The following is a 13,222-nucleotide window of genomic DNA, read 5'->3' as shown; positions in this document are numbered from 1 at the left end:
GCCTAACTTTGGCAAATTTGACGCAAAAAGAGTTTGACCGCGTCAAATTAACCACGGTAAAAAAGCCGCATCACCTGATCGCCTCCGGGCCGAAGACGGTGATGCAGGCACGGAAAGACGCGCTCGGCCACCAGACGGGGCCAGCCTCCGCCGATCCCACCTGCTCCACACTAGCAGGAGGTTGGCTCATGGCCGCCGATGTAAGTCCGCCGCGGATTGTCCGCAGCACTACCAACATGGAAGACGCCGCAGAAGCGGCGCGCGCGCGGGCCGCAGAGGTCCAAATTTCCAACCTCATCGATAATTCGCTGGGCGATCTTCAGGTTGTCGAGGCGCTGCTGGATGCCATCGCCCGATTTACGCACGACGCGCTCCGTGAAGTTCGTCCGGCCGGCGGTAATGCCTCGGTCTATCTTTGCGATCTGATCGAGAAGGCTACTGTCTTCGCCGGGCTCGTAGAGGATCGACTGGAAGGCGCAAGCGGCCAGCTTCGCACCGCCCTTTTTGCGCTCCGTGAACAGAACGGGGGCCAGCCGTGACCGCCCCCTCGCGCATCTGGATCAATGCCGTCGGCAAGGAACTTCCCGAGTGGGTTGTCGCGGCCATGGCATCGCCCGAAATCGCCGATAACGGTAGCTTCATCATCGCGGGCGGCGATGGCGAAACGCGGGTCGAACGTGGTTTCGCTGTCTTCGATTATGACGGGCAGGTCTATGCCTGCCTGCCGAAAGAGGTTCAGGCGAAGCTCGCCGCGACTGTCGGCGCCGACAACGAGGCGGTCGCCGAACTGGCGCAGAAGACCGAGGCGGCCCGCGCGCCGGTCCCGGCCATCCAGCGCCAGAGCCGCGAGGCTCGCCGGGCCGGTGATAAGCAGCTTCGGCTCAAGCCGATGATCGGCTCGCCGCCCGCGCCGCAATTCGCTCAGCTCGACCAGTTGAACGTGGACGACACCTATCAGCGCTCGATCGAGGGCGGGGCGTCGAAGAAGCTGATCATCAAGATCGCCGAGAATTGGGACTGGCGTCTGTGCCTTCCCCTGATCGTCTCGCGCCGTGAAGGCTCGCTCTATGTCATCGACGGCCAGCACCGCCTTGAAGGCGCCAAGCTGCGCGGCGACATTCGCGATCTGCCCGTCGTGGTGTTCGATTTCGACGACCCGAAGCAAGAGGCCGAACTGTTCGTTCAGGCCAACCGCAGCCGCCGCGCGATGTCCACGCTCGACGACTTCCACGCCGCTGTCGTCGCTGGCGACGCCAAGGCGGTCGAGATCCACAATGTCGTCACCGACGCGGGCCTGATCGTCGGCCGCAATCAGGCGTGGCAGTATTGGCAACCGGGCGAGGTGATTTTCGTCGCGGCCATCAAGAAGGCGCTCATTTCGCAGGGCCGGGAAATCTCGACGCGCGCCCTGACCATGATCGCGCAAGCCTTTGACGGGCTGGTGCTGACCGGCGGCGGCGCAATTTTCACCGGGCTCTGCATCTTCATTCAGAGCAGGGAGAAGGACGGCCGGCCGATCGACGCCGACCTGATGGTCAGCGTTCTCTCCGAAGTCGGCATTCCCGGCTGGAAGGAGGCGACCGAAGGCGTCGACAGCGGTCAGGACCGCATCGACTCCATGCTCAAGGCGATGGAAGAAGCCTATGCCGAGGCGGAGTCGGAATGATGTTCCACCGCACCGGCTCCCACTTCGGCGAAGTTCAAAAGTCGCTGGCGCGCGCCCTGTACGAGGCCGGGCAGACCGACCGCGAGATTGCGGACGCCTGCTCGACCTCCGTCAACAATATCGCTTGGTGGCGCAAGGAGGAGGGGCTGGGCGAGCACGTCCCGGCCGCCGCCGCCGCGCGCGCCGCCGAGCGGATTGCCGAGGCGCGCTATATCGAACCCCCACGGCGCAACGCCCCCGCGCCGGATCAGCCGCGGCTCTCGCCGCCTTCCTCATCCCCCTCGGTGACGGAGCCGCGGCTGATCACTCCCGCACAAGCTCAGGAGGCGTTTGCCGCGCCGGTTCAACCGGCCGGCGAGAATGCCCTTGAGATCGGCGACCGCATCGACGGCAAGGCTTTCGTCGACCTTGAGGAATTGCTGACGACGCGCCTGCTCATTCAGGGCAACAGCGGCAGCGGCAAGACGCACCTGTTGCGCCGCCTGCTCGAAGAATGCGCGGGCATCGTTCAGCAGGTCATCATTGACCCCGAAGGCGATTTCATCAGCTTCGGTGAGGCGTTCGGCCATACGGTCATCAATGCGGCCGACTTCAACACCGGGCGCCTCGCGTCGATCGCGGGCAGGACCCGCCGCGCGCGGGGGTCCGTCGTGCTCAACCTCGACGGGCTCGATATCGACGGGCAGATGGATGCCGTGGCCGCGTTCCTCGGCGGCTTGTTCGACGCCCCGGCCGAAGACTGGCACCCGGCAATCGTTGCGGTCGACGAGGCTCACCTGTTCGCGCCGACCGGCGACAATGGCGAAGATCGCGACACCCGCAAGGCCAGCCTGCAGGCGATGCAAAACCTTATGTGCCGGGGCCGCAAGCGCGGCCTCGCGGGCATCATCGCAACGCAGCGCCTGTCGAAGCTTCACAAGAATGTCGCCGCCGAGGCGAGCAATTTCCTGCTTGGCCGGACCTTCCTCGACATCGACATCAACCGTGCCGTCGATCTGCTCGGGCTCGCCCGGCAGGACGGCGAGCGCGTCCGCAATCTCGTCCGGGGCCACTTCCTCGCCCTCGGTCCCGCGATCTCCCGCCGGCCGATGATGGTCACCGTCGGCCCCTGCATGACGCAGGGCAAGGCCGGGGCGGAGAAGGGCATCACACCGCTCCCGGCGATGCGCCCCGAGGACATGCAAGCCCTCCTGCTCGCCGACGATGCCGAGGACGAAGACGACAACGTCGTTCCGCTTCACGGGAGGGCGAAATGACCGAGGTTGCCCCGGAGCTTCTGGCGATGATGGTCGAGCTGCTGCCGACCGTCGACAGCTACCGCGACCTGTCCGCGATGACAGGTGTCGGCCACCAACAGACGCGCTCAGCCATGGCGCCCTTCGTGGCGATCATGAAGCTGCAAGGCACGTTGCCGCCCTGCGTCTGCGGCAAGGAGCGCTTTCATAAGTGGGGCTGCGTTCGCACCCGGACCAAGGCGTTGCAGGCTCGCGCCGATACTCGCACGGCCTCGCCCGAAGAGATCGAGAAGCGTCGGGTCATGGTCGAAGCGATCATGACGGGCTTGGCGTACTCCGAAATTGAAAAGATGTTCGGCATGGCGCCGAAGACCGCCCGCAAATATCTAGGCTACCTGACGCCCGAGCAGCGCGAACAGCGCAAGGCGATGGAGATGGAGCGCATCTCGCCGAAGCGGGCGCGGCACCTCAGCAAGCTTCACAGGCTCCAATCGAATAATCGCGATCGGGAAGTTCCGGCGATGCTCGTTGCTGGCGAGAAGGTGGCGAGCATCTGCGCCAAGACCGGCATGTCGAAAACGGCCGTCTATCGCCACATGACATGGCTATCCCCCGAGCAAAGGGCCAAGCGGGACGACGCCATTGCGTCCGGCCGGTGCACTGACCCCGGGCAATCCGAAGAAGGCGAGCCTGCATGGCTCCTTGCCGCATGAGCGCGCCCCGCAACCCGTCCGGCCGTCTCTGGGAGGCCGCGATCCTGTTCACCGCCCTCGCGCTGGTCGCGATGGGCTTCGCTATTGCCGATCTTGCCGCGCAGGTGATCCGATGACGCAGGCGCTCAACTTCACCGTCAAAGCGATCGAGAACTTCGTCGCCAGCGATTTACCCAAGGCGCCGCTGTCGCAGATCGGCATGCAATACCTTCTCGGCAAATTGCGCGAGGCTCAGGTCTTCATCCTGCCCGACTACGGGATGGTGCTCGACCGCGACAAGCCACGTCCCGAGGTGCCAGGACTAACCTTCGCTCCCGCGTTCCCCGTCGTGGCGCTGGAATATGCCGCCCCGGCCGACAAGGCGCAGCGGACGCCCGGATATACCGATTCTCCCGCGTCACGCCGTATCGCGCTCGCGTGGCGCTGGTCCGAGGACATACCGCCCGAGCTGCGCCGCTGGTCGCCGGCCGACATCGAGGACGGTGTGGTGGTCGCGTCGATATCGTTCATGGATCGGCTCGGCTTCTGGGTGCCGGTCGCCGCAGCGGCGCACGTCTCGTTCTCGACGGAATGGGTGGAACGGCCTGCGGCGACGCCTTTCTACGAAGCCGCTGTTGCAGCCGGCCGGATCGCGAGCAAAGTCGCGGCGGCTCGCACCATCCCCTTCACCCTGATTCCGCTGTTGCCCGAGATGCTCGCCGAAACTCGCCAGCGCATCGGTCACACAGCCCTGATGGACACCGTAGGCGCCGACCTCATGGACGAGGTGAACGCCTATATCGACGTCTGCTATGCGCTGTCCTGCCGCAACGTCAGCCCGGAGCGCCATCCGGCCCCGGAGAAGCTGAACAAGGCCCGCATCCGGCGCGGCGATTTGCCGCTCAAGGATTTCCATATCCTGCAGGTCGCGGGCGCCGTCGATGGAGATCACGACGTCACCGGCACCGGCGGCTCGCGCCGTGGCCACCTTCGCCGCGGGCATATCCGCCAGCTCCGCTATCTGGGCGAGGGCCGCATGACGTGGGTCAATGCGACGATGGTCCGGGGCCGTGGCTTCGTCGACAAGGCGTATGCGGTATGATTCGGCTCGTTTCCGAAAGCTCGCCGGTCGAGATCGCTTGGGCGAATTTCGACGCCGCCGCGATCCGACTCCAACTCAAATATCAAGAGCGCCCGCTGCTCGACACGCCGGAGAAGGTGGCCGACCGCATGGCCGCTGCGCAGGAAGCCGCGCGGCTCTGGGACGAATGGCGCGCCCTGTTCCTTGCTCCATCGGATCCCGGAGACGCTGCATGAGCGCCGACATCATCCCTTTCCCGAACTGCGGCATCCCGGATCACCCGACAACCAAGGTCAAGATCCACTGCGAACTCGATGACACGTTCGTCGTGACTATCTTGCCCTGCCCACCGGGCGCGCCTCCTCGACGCGCATTTTTGCACCAGGGCGAGGCATACTCGTACGCCGACGGTCTGGCGCGACAGCACTCCGTCATTTGTTTCAACGGCAATCCCAGTTGGAGCGTGACGTGGACTGGCCCGGAGGCGAGCGCATGACCTGCAAGGCCTGCGGACAACCCTTCGGCTGCAACCACAGCGACGCTGAATATCAGGGCGTCGTGCCCCGGCGATATGTCACGGTGAACCCAAGGCGCCGCGTGTTGACCGAACCTATCCCGCGCGCGCCGCGCCAGCGGCCTGAGGCGCCCGGCTCGGTCCCGGTCATTCCCGATCGCCCGCGCCACGATGATGGCGGCGCTGCTGCTGAGCCCGAAAGGGAACCAGCATGAAGGTGAGATGGTACGATCTGGTCTTCTTCCTACTGTTCTTGTTGCTCGCGTTCGCGTCGGGCCTGAATGTCGGACGAAATCTCGGGCACCGAGAGGGTGTCGACGCTGCCCTCGACACGTTCGACTGTATGATGGACCGCGAAGACAGCCGGTTCCAGCCGCCCCACATGAAGGCGCGCTGCGACGCGCTCGGGGTGGGCAAATGACCGACCTCTTCACCTATCCCCACGCGCCCGGCGCGCAGGATCGCGACACGTCGCGCGCGGCAGCGGCGGAAATCGCGCCGGAAACGCCGCAGCTTCGCGCCCGCGCGCTCGCGGTCGTCGAGCGCTCGAATGGCCTGACCGCCGATGAAGTCGCGGGCAAGCTGGGGCTGTCGATCCTTTCGATCCGGCCGCGGCTCACCGAACTGTCGCGGCTCGGCAAGGTCCGCGACAGCGGCCAGCGCCGACCGAACGTGAGCGGCCGCAACGCCATCGTTTGGGCGCCCGTGTTTCCGGCGCGGATCAAAGGACAGCGGTCGTGATCACCAAAAATTCACCAAACCAACAGGAGGCCCGAATGCCCAATGAACTGAAAACCGAGATCGTCGCTAAAATACCCGTCGGCCAGCTCACCGAATTGCGCGTCGCGATCGTGTCTCTCAACGGCTCCGAGCACCTCGATATTCGCCGGTTTGAGGACCGGGGACTGCCTGAGATGGTGGCGCTGTCCGAGGGCTTCGCTGTTCCGCGCAATCGTGTCGTCGAGCTTTGCGACGCCATCACAATGGCCAGCGACAAACTCGGCCTCCATTTCCACTCTTCGACAGAATCCACCGCAAACATGGAGATAATTATGCCCGAGACTGAGGGCCTGAGCCCGGCCGCCCGCGCGGCTTTCGAGTGGGCGATCACGGTCCCGCCGATGGAAAAGATCACCGAACAGCCTGACTTCAAGAGGCATATGGACCATCTCTCCGACGCCGAATCGGTCGCCGTGTTGCGCGCGCTCGAAAGCCGGGCGGCGGCACTCGATGCCGAGGGCAAAGAGATGCTGACCTACATCGCGGAGCGCGCCGATCCGAGCCTTACGCCCGCCCAGATCAGGGCGTGCGATTGGGCTTGCACCATCCACGCGGACCTGACGGGTCATCCTGACTTCCTCGAATATTTCGGCGCACTTACCCCCGAGGAGCGCAAGCAGTGCGGCGTGGAATTGAGGCGCCGCGGCGAGATGCAGCGCCGGGAGGCGGACCTGCTCGAAGAAGAGGGCCGGCGCAGGTTCGGCGCCGACTTCATGACGGGTGGTTGAAATGAGCGTCACCATCCGCGAGCCGGGCGGATACCGCGTCCATAAGGCTGACGCCGTGCGGCTGACGAAGCCACATCCGACCTTCGCCGCCGCCGAACGCGAGGCAAAGCGTCTCGTCGGGCTGTACCCTGACCATTCGTACATCGTCGCGCAGGAAGTCGCGCGGGTGATGCCGGGCGAACGCTGATGCCTGTGATCGAAATTGCCGAATGGCGCCCGCTTCGAGACGCTCCGCGCGACGGGACCGACCTGTTGCTTGTCGTGTCTCCGCGACCAGATCGCGGTTATCCGGGCTACGTCACGCTTGGGCGCTGGGTCCAGCCTCGTCCTGAGAACGTCAGCAAGGCGGGACGCGACCTGATCGCACGGTACGGTGGCTATTGGGCAAACGGGAAGGGCATCAAACCTTTCCCCCGTCCGATCATCGGCTGGATGCCGATCCCGTTTTTCGATTTCGAAGAATGGGCGGAAGCGCGGGGGTCCGGCCATGGCTGACGACATCGATCGCGCCAACGAATTGGCAGACGAGCACCTCAATCACAGCCTGCGCGCCGCGCGCGCCGCTGCGGTCACAGCGACTTCCGCCGGCGTGCCTGGCGAGTGCGAAGAATGCGGCGAGGACATGCCGCGGCTGATCGACGGCCGATGCGGATACTGCCGTGACGGGCGCGGGCCGAGGAGCCGGACATGATCGGGCGCATCCTTTGCATGCTCGGCATCCACGACTGGCGCCGGTCGAAATTCGTCGCGTTGAACTGCCGCACGGCGAACCTCGTCTGCACGCGCTGCTACAAACAGAAGGAATCGGAATGAATAAGCACTGGGCCAACGTAACCCGTTGGAGCGACAACGACCGCCATTTCGGCCGGTTTCTATTCGCGGCGCCGAGCGGGCACTATCGCTCGACCGGGATCATGCTGGCGACCGGCGGCGACGAGGACAGCGCGCATAATACGCTGCGCTTCATGCTTCGCGGCTGGACCGTCATGCTGAAACTGCCCGAGATCATCAAACCGTACCGGCGCAAGGTCCACTATTCGACGCCCGACATCATCGCGCAGGCACAGGCGGCCGGGCGCGACACCTTCTATTGGGATCAGCATCGCCGCGAGTTCGGTTTCTCGGCTGCCGAGGGCGCCGTGCATTGGCACTATGGCCCGCAGACGCACGACAGCACGACGACGAAGAGCAAGTGCTGGTTCTATCCGTGGCGCGAGCATCAATGCATCCGGCACAGCATCTACGACCTCGACGGTGACCTGTTCGCGCACCTGCCGGAATGGGGCTTCCGCAGCAAGAACGGATGGGCGGCGCGCAATGCTCTGCAGGATGCCTGCCCTGTCGCGAAATTCGAGTTCGACGACTTCGACGGCGAGCGAATCTCCGCGACGTGCAGGATCGAAGAGATGGAATGGAAGCGCGGCAAGGGGATTTTCCGGCTGCTGTTCCTTGGCCGCAACAGCGTTGCCCGCTCGCTCGACCTGCGGTTCTCGTCCGAGGTCGGTCAGCGCAAGGGGTCTTGGAAGGGCGGCACCATCGGGCACAGCATCGAAATGCTGCCCGGCGAGCTGCACGAAGCGGCCTTCCGCCGGTACTGCGAAAAGCAGGGCCTGACCTTCGTTGGCCCATCCCCGAACCCGCTTGCCGAAATGACGCGCCTCGATGACGAGATGGGTCTGCAAGACGTGGCGCTGGATCGCCCGTCATGACCACCCCACTGGTACAGGCAATAGCTCGGGCAGTGTGCTGGGGCGACGGTTCGCAGGACTGTGCCGCCAAGTGCCTCGCCAACAATCGGTGCTGCGCTGAGGTCGTCAATCCGCACCTCGTCCGCGATGCCGAAGCCGCCCTCACTGCCATATCGAAGGCCGGTTACGCGGTGGTGCCGATAGAGCCGACGCCTGATATGATCGCGAAAGCGTGGGGCGAAATTTCCAAGGAGAAGCGTCTGAGCGGCATAGCCAAGCTTGGCCCGGGTCCCGCCGCTCGCGAAATTTACCGCACCATGATTTCCGCGAACGGCGCGCCGAAATAGGCTGATGCCCGACAAGGCCGCCACGATGCCGTACTGGCCCCGCCTGATGAGCGTTGAGCTTGCCGCCCTTTATCTGGGGATCGGCACGACCACCCTGTCCCAAGATGGGCCAGTGCCGAAGCGGAAGGGCCGCCGGATCCTCTACGATATCCAAGATTTGGACAGGTGGGCCGATGCACTCGACGGTCAGCCGCTAGACGAGGGGCAGAAAAAGGACGAAGGAACGGACATGCTCGCCCGCGTGAGGGAAAGAATTGCCCGTGGCTCAGACTGAAATCAAGTACACATATATCGTTCGTCGCAAGCTCGCGTCGGGCAAGTTCAAAGACTATTGGCGCTTCCGCCGCGACGACACCGATTGCGCTCTCCCCGGTAAGCCCGGCGAAGCAGCGTTCCACGAGCGCTATGGCGAACTGCTCGGCCGCGAGGAGCGCATCGCCGACCAGGCGAACGACAAGCCCGCGCCGCATACCGTGAACTGGTTGCTGGACGAGTTCTTTGCGAGCCCGGAATTTGAGGTGCTCGCCGATTCCTCGCAGAAGGATTACCGCGACACCGCCGAGCGCGTCCGGCCGGTGATCGGTGCCGAGCGCTTCGACTGCGTGACGAAGGCCGTCGTCGTCGAGCTGCGCAACCAGTACCGCAAGCAACCCCGCACCGCGCACAAGGTCAAGCAGCTAATCAGCCGCCTCTATAGCTGGGGTGAGGAGCAGGGCCACGTCGCCGAGAATTTCAACCCGGCCGCCAAGGTCAAGAAGATCAAGGCGAAGGTGAAGCACATCGAGGTATGGTCGCCAGAGGAAATCGACCTGTTCCTGTCCAAGTGCGACCCGGTGGCGAAGACGATCGTCATGCTGGCGCTCTACACGGGCCAGCGCCGCGAAGACCTCGCGCAGATGGACTGGACCGACTATCAGGGCGGCATCATCCGCGTTCGCCAGAACAAGACCGGCACGCCGCTGTCGATCCCCTGCCACCCGAAGCTGAAGGCGCACCTCGATTCGATCAAGTCTGCGTTCGGCGGCCCCATCGTCCGCAGCGCGCTCGGCCGCCCTTTGAACGCCAACGCCATTTCGGCGCAGATCAATCGTGCCGTCGCGTCGATCGACGCGATGCCGCACCGCTCGCTGCACGGCCTCCGCTACGCCGCCGCCGGCGCGCTCGAGGCTGTGGGATGCACTGTCGTCCAGATCACCGACATCATCGGCCACCGGACATTCCAGATCGCGATGCAGTACGCCAGCCAGCGCCGAAACGCAGAGGCGGCGATGGCGCTGATGGAAGCGAGCGCCTGACCGTTTCACCGTTGCCAAACGGCACAATCGCCGCTAGCGCGCCCGAACCACGTTTCATGCGTCGGTCCAGTTTTGTTCTTGCCAAAGTGCGAAACGATACGGATCGCAGTGCGAAACGACCCGGTCAATGGCAGCTAAGTCGTTGATAAGGCCCGATGGCGGAGTGGTGACGCAGCGGACTGCAAATCCGTATACGCCGGTTCGATTCCGGCTCGGGCCTCCAATACCCTGTCAGCAGACGGTTGCTGATGGTTGAAAAACTACCGGTTTTCTGCTAGTTATGGGGCATTCACTGATTGCCGGTGATGGTCTCTGATTGCCCGTAATTATGGCTGTTGGGGGCTTTTTTGGGGCAGCCGAGGCCCCCAAATTTGCGAGGCCCCCAAATGGCTCTGACCGATGCGGCGATCCGACACGCCAAGCCAAGAGAAAAGCCCTACAAGGTTGCGGATGCAAAAGGTTTGTACCTCCAGGTCAATCCGAGCGGCAGTAAGCTCTGGCGGGTGAAGTATCGCATCAATGGGGTCGAGCGAAAATTGGCACTCGGCTCGTATCCTGAGATCAGTTTAGCCGAGGCGCGGGAAGCACGTGACGCCGCGCGCAAGCAGGTAGCGCATTCGATCGATCCAAATTTCACCAAGCGGGAAGCAAGAATTGAAGCGGCCGTGCGCGCTCGCAACAGTTTCGCGCATGTGGCCGACGATCTGATCCAGAAGAAAACCCGCGAAGGTCTGGCCGCGCCGACGCTGAAAAAGATGCGTTGGTTCGTAAAGCTGCTCGGTCCTGAATTCGGCAGGCGTCCCATCGCCGACATCACGCCGCATGAGATTTTGCATGAACTGCGGAAGCATGAGCGTCGGGGCCGGCTGGAAACAGCAAATCTGCTGCGGTCGTTCGTCAGCCGTGTTTTCCGTTATGCCGTGGCGACCGCGCGCGCGGACCGCGACCCTGCGCACCTATTGATCGGCGCGCTGACCATTCCGAAGGTGAAGCACTTTCCTGCAATTACAGAGCCGGTGGCATTCGGCGGATTGCTGCGCGCGATCGACGATTATCAGGGTGATCCCGCCGTCATGGCGGCCTTGAAGCTGACACCCCATTTGTTCCAGCGCCCAGGGGAAATGCGCCAGATGGAATGGAGCGAGATCGATTTCGACAAGGCGGTGTGGACGATCCCAGAGGGCAAGATGAAGATGCGGCAGCCGCATGCCGTGCCTCTTTCTCGGCAGGCTCTGACGATCCTGGCCGACATGCGGATACTGTCGGGTTCCGGCCAATATGTCTTTCCATCGGTTCGCACGCGGTCCCGGCCCATCAGCGACAACACGCTGAACGCCTCGCTGCGGAGAATGGGATTTCCAAAAGACCAGATGACCGCGCATGGCTTTCGCACCTCCGCGTCATCGCTGCTCAACGAATCAGGCTACTGGAATCCCGACGCGATCGAACGGGCACTTGCGCACGCGGTCGGCGGCACAATACGTCGTATTTACAATCAGTCAGCCTACTGGGCCGAACGCGTCGAGATGGCCCAATGGTGGAGCGATTACCTCGACGATCTGCGTGAAGGAGGAAATCGATGCCCGTCGCCGAGACCGCAGCCCCGCCCGGCATATGGCATCGGTCGGCCGATGCACATCGGAGTCTCGCGCGGATTGCCGCTCGCCTCTTATACGCCAAGGACAAGGAGGAGCTGGGGCTAGAAGAAGTCGACCGGGTAGCGGTCGCCATCGATCGCGCGGTCCGGCGCCGCTTCCTTATCCTGGCTACGTCATTCCTGCTCTGCATTCTTCTGGTGTTGCTCGTCCTGGCGATTTGGGGCGCGGCAGCATTGAACGGAGATGACATCGGTGCAGCAGCTTCCGTTGCGGTGATCGCCCTGCTCGCGATAGCAGCCTGCGTCGCAGCGTACTGGCGCCATTTTCAGTATGGCTTGGGGATCGTTGAGACGAAGCGAGCCCCCGTCTATGGCAGCAGCCGGCGTTCAACTGTCGAAACGCTCGAGAAGCTCTTTGACTATCTAGGCCGCCGAACCGCGCCAGCCACCTATTACTACGACCGGAAAGGCATGAGGCGCCCGGTCCATCGCCGCCACTTTTACGGGCGGCTGCGCGGCTTGTTGTTGTCTGAAGTCGCCAGCGACCGGGCGATCGTGCTTCCACCACATGGCTTCTGGTTTAGCGCTCAGATCTATGTCGATGCCGAACCGGAAGAAATCATCCGCGCGCTCAAAGTGCGGCCCAGCAGCGGAGGGCGTCCGAAGGAATATGATTATGAGGCAATGCTGCTGGCCCTGATCGAGCACCCCGATCTCCGGGAGATCGATCCGGAAAAATATGGCGCCGAGACCGCGGTGATGGATCTTGTACGAGGTCGTTGCGCACCGAGCGACGACCATGACAACGATATCCGCGTTCCGGAGAACACCCGGCTGCGAGAGTTTGCGAACAAAATCGTCGCGGCGGTAAAAATAAATCGAGGCGCCGACTAGGCGGGAAGCTCCGGGAGATACCGAAAACTCGCCGAAAAGCGCCAAAATCATCAGCGCGTAGTTACCGAAATTTCCAACCGCTCGCAGATTTGCGCGGGTTCGGGTTACCGGACGACGCACGCGCAATCATGTGCAACCTGGGCTGTCTCCCGCCAACAATCGTCACACACGGAGACCCTCATGGAACCTCTCGTCCTTTCGATCAACGAAACCGCCAAAGCGCTCGGCATTGGCCGGTCGTCTGTATATGCCCTTATCAAATCGGGATCGCTCGACGCGATCAAGATTGGCACGCGCACTTTGCTGACGACAGAATCGATCCGCCGCCTGGCTCAATCCGACAGATGATATAGCCGGCGGCGCCCACGCCGATTTTCTTTGCAACACCCAAAACAGGAAACACGATGCTGAGCTCAAATTGAGCGCGGCCTCAAATGAGCGCGCACTGGCGGCGGCAGGCTGCCGCCAGAGGTCGCACGTTTTTGCGGTAGGCCGCGCAGCGCTCTCGGCTCGCTGATCTTGGCGGGGCGGCGGCTAAGCCCAAGCCCGCACGCATGCCGCCCCGCCTGCGGCTTCGCCAAGGGCGCGTCTGTTGTCCGATGTTGACGCCGCGCTGACCGCACGGCGGCGTTGCCGGGTTTGCCGGCCACGGACTGCGTGTCGTTCGGCGCACGGCTATGGGACCGCTCGGCCGTCGCGCAAGCC

The 13,222-nt window shown here is 63.6% G+C and carries 19 protein-coding genes and 1 tRNA gene; all 20 read left to right on the top strand.

Translation table 11 applies throughout. The features are described from left to right. Positions 1 to 17 precede the first annotated feature (17 nt). Positions 18 to 539, top strand: coding sequence for a hypothetical protein (locus LH19_RS28810; protein WP_145923538.1), 522 nt, complete (start codon positions 18 to 20; stop codon positions 537 to 539). Beyond that, entirely contained in the window at positions 536 to 1,666 is a 1,131-nt protein-coding gene (locus LH19_RS20395) for a DUF6551 family protein (protein ID WP_054729130.1), read from the top strand. The genes LH19_RS28810 and LH19_RS20395 overlap by 4 nt, the downstream gene beginning before the upstream one ends. Next, positions 1,663 to 2,922 (top strand): ATP-binding protein, encoded by a 1,260-nt coding sequence (locus tag LH19_RS20390; protein WP_054729127.1) that lies wholly within the window; start codon positions 1,663 to 1,665, stop codon positions 2,920 to 2,922. The genes LH19_RS20395 and LH19_RS20390 overlap by 4 nt, the downstream gene beginning before the upstream one ends. Beyond that, complete coding sequence (locus LH19_RS20385) at positions 2,919 to 3,614, top strand: hypothetical protein (protein ID WP_054729124.1); 696 nt, start codon at positions 2,919 to 2,921, stop codon at positions 3,612 to 3,614. Before LH19_RS20390 ends, LH19_RS20385 begins: the two co-directional genes overlap by 4 nt. 112 nt (positions 3,615 to 3,726) lie before the next feature. Continuing rightward, positions 3,727 to 4,695, top strand: coding sequence for a hypothetical protein (locus LH19_RS20380; RefSeq protein WP_054731607.1), 969 nt, complete (start codon positions 3,727 to 3,729; stop codon positions 4,693 to 4,695). Then, the gene (locus tag LH19_RS20375) at positions 4,692 to 4,910 is read left to right on the top strand and encodes a hypothetical protein (RefSeq protein WP_054731606.1); all 219 of its coding nucleotides are present in this window, start codon (positions 4,692 to 4,694) and stop codon (positions 4,908 to 4,910) included. Before LH19_RS20380 ends, LH19_RS20375 begins: the two co-directional genes overlap by 4 nt. After that, positions 4,907 to 5,170, top strand: coding sequence for a hypothetical protein (locus LH19_RS28805; RefSeq protein ID WP_145923537.1), 264 nt, complete (start codon positions 4,907 to 4,909; stop codon positions 5,168 to 5,170). Before LH19_RS20375 ends, LH19_RS28805 begins: the two co-directional genes overlap by 4 nt. A gap of 229 nt (positions 5,171 to 5,399) precedes the next feature. Beyond that, positions 5,400 to 5,609, top strand: coding sequence for a hypothetical protein (locus LH19_RS20370; protein WP_054731605.1), 210 nt, complete (start codon positions 5,400 to 5,402; stop codon positions 5,607 to 5,609). Beyond that, positions 5,606 to 5,929: a hypothetical protein gene (locus LH19_RS20365; RefSeq protein WP_054731604.1), complete on the top strand. Its 324-nt coding sequence runs from the start codon at positions 5,606 to 5,608 to the stop codon at positions 5,927 to 5,929. The genes LH19_RS20370 and LH19_RS20365 overlap by 4 nt, the downstream gene beginning before the upstream one ends. A 35-nt stretch (positions 5,930 to 5,964) precedes the next feature. Then, positions 5,965 to 6,696 carry a hypothetical protein gene (locus LH19_RS20360; RefSeq protein WP_054731603.1) on the top strand — a complete coding sequence of 244 codons (732 nt, stop codon included), beginning with the start codon at positions 5,965 to 5,967 and terminating at the stop codon, positions 6,694 to 6,696. A 1-nt stretch (position 6,697) separates the two neighbouring features. Further along, entirely contained in the window at positions 6,698 to 6,883 is a 186-nt protein-coding gene (locus tag LH19_RS20355; RefSeq protein WP_054731602.1) for a hypothetical protein, read from the top strand. After that, positions 6,883 to 7,191, top strand: a complete 309-nt coding sequence (locus LH19_RS20350) for a hypothetical protein (RefSeq protein ID WP_054731601.1) — start codon at positions 6,883 to 6,885, stop codon at positions 7,189 to 7,191. Before LH19_RS20355 ends, LH19_RS20350 begins: the two co-directional genes overlap by 1 nt. Then, entirely contained in the window at positions 7,184 to 7,387 is a 204-nt protein-coding gene (locus LH19_RS20345; RefSeq protein ID WP_054731600.1) for a TraR/DksA C4-type zinc finger protein, read from the top strand. Before LH19_RS20350 ends, LH19_RS20345 begins: the two co-directional genes overlap by 8 nt. Further along, positions 7,356 to 8,405, top strand: coding sequence for a hypothetical protein (locus LH19_RS20340; RefSeq protein WP_201258385.1), 1,050 nt, complete (start codon positions 7,356 to 7,358; stop codon positions 8,403 to 8,405). Before LH19_RS20345 ends, LH19_RS20340 begins: the two co-directional genes overlap by 32 nt. Then, entirely contained in the window at positions 8,402 to 8,731 is a 330-nt protein-coding gene (locus LH19_RS20335) for a hypothetical protein (RefSeq protein WP_145923536.1), read from the top strand. Before LH19_RS20340 ends, LH19_RS20335 begins: the two co-directional genes overlap by 4 nt. Positions 8,732 to 8,735: 4 nt before the next feature. Next, positions 8,736 to 9,005 carry a MerR family transcriptional regulator gene (locus LH19_RS20330; RefSeq protein WP_054731598.1) on the top strand — a complete coding sequence of 90 codons (270 nt, stop codon included), beginning with the start codon at positions 8,736 to 8,738 and terminating at the stop codon, positions 9,003 to 9,005. Then, a complete protein-coding gene (locus LH19_RS20325) occupies positions 8,992 to 10,026 on the top strand; it encodes a tyrosine-type recombinase/integrase (protein ID WP_054731597.1) in 1,035 nt (344 codons plus the stop codon). The genes LH19_RS20330 and LH19_RS20325 overlap by 14 nt, the downstream gene beginning before the upstream one ends. A 149-nt stretch (positions 10,027 to 10,175) precedes the next feature. Further along, positions 10,176 to 10,249: transfer RNA gene (locus LH19_RS20320), tRNA-Cys, on the top strand. Between the two features lie 163 nt (positions 10,250 to 10,412). After that, the gene (locus LH19_RS20315) at positions 10,413 to 11,729 is read left to right on the top strand and encodes a tyrosine-type recombinase/integrase (RefSeq protein ID WP_082395954.1); all 1,317 of its coding nucleotides are present in this window, start codon (positions 10,413 to 10,415) and stop codon (positions 11,727 to 11,729) included. Between the two features lie 968 nt (positions 11,730 to 12,697). After that, positions 12,698 to 12,865 carry a helix-turn-helix domain-containing protein gene (locus tag LH19_RS20305; RefSeq protein ID WP_054731595.1) on the top strand — a complete coding sequence of 56 codons (168 nt, stop codon included), beginning with the start codon at positions 12,698 to 12,700 and terminating at the stop codon, positions 12,863 to 12,865. Positions 12,866 to 13,222: the final 357 nt, after the last annotated feature.

It is taken from the genome of Sphingopyxis macrogoltabida, assembly GCF_001314325.1.
In the GTDB taxonomy this organism is placed as follows: Bacteria; Pseudomonadota; Alphaproteobacteria; order Sphingomonadales; family Sphingomonadaceae; genus Sphingopyxis; species Sphingopyxis macrogoltabida.
This window is presented reverse-complemented; position numbering and strand designations above follow the sequence as displayed.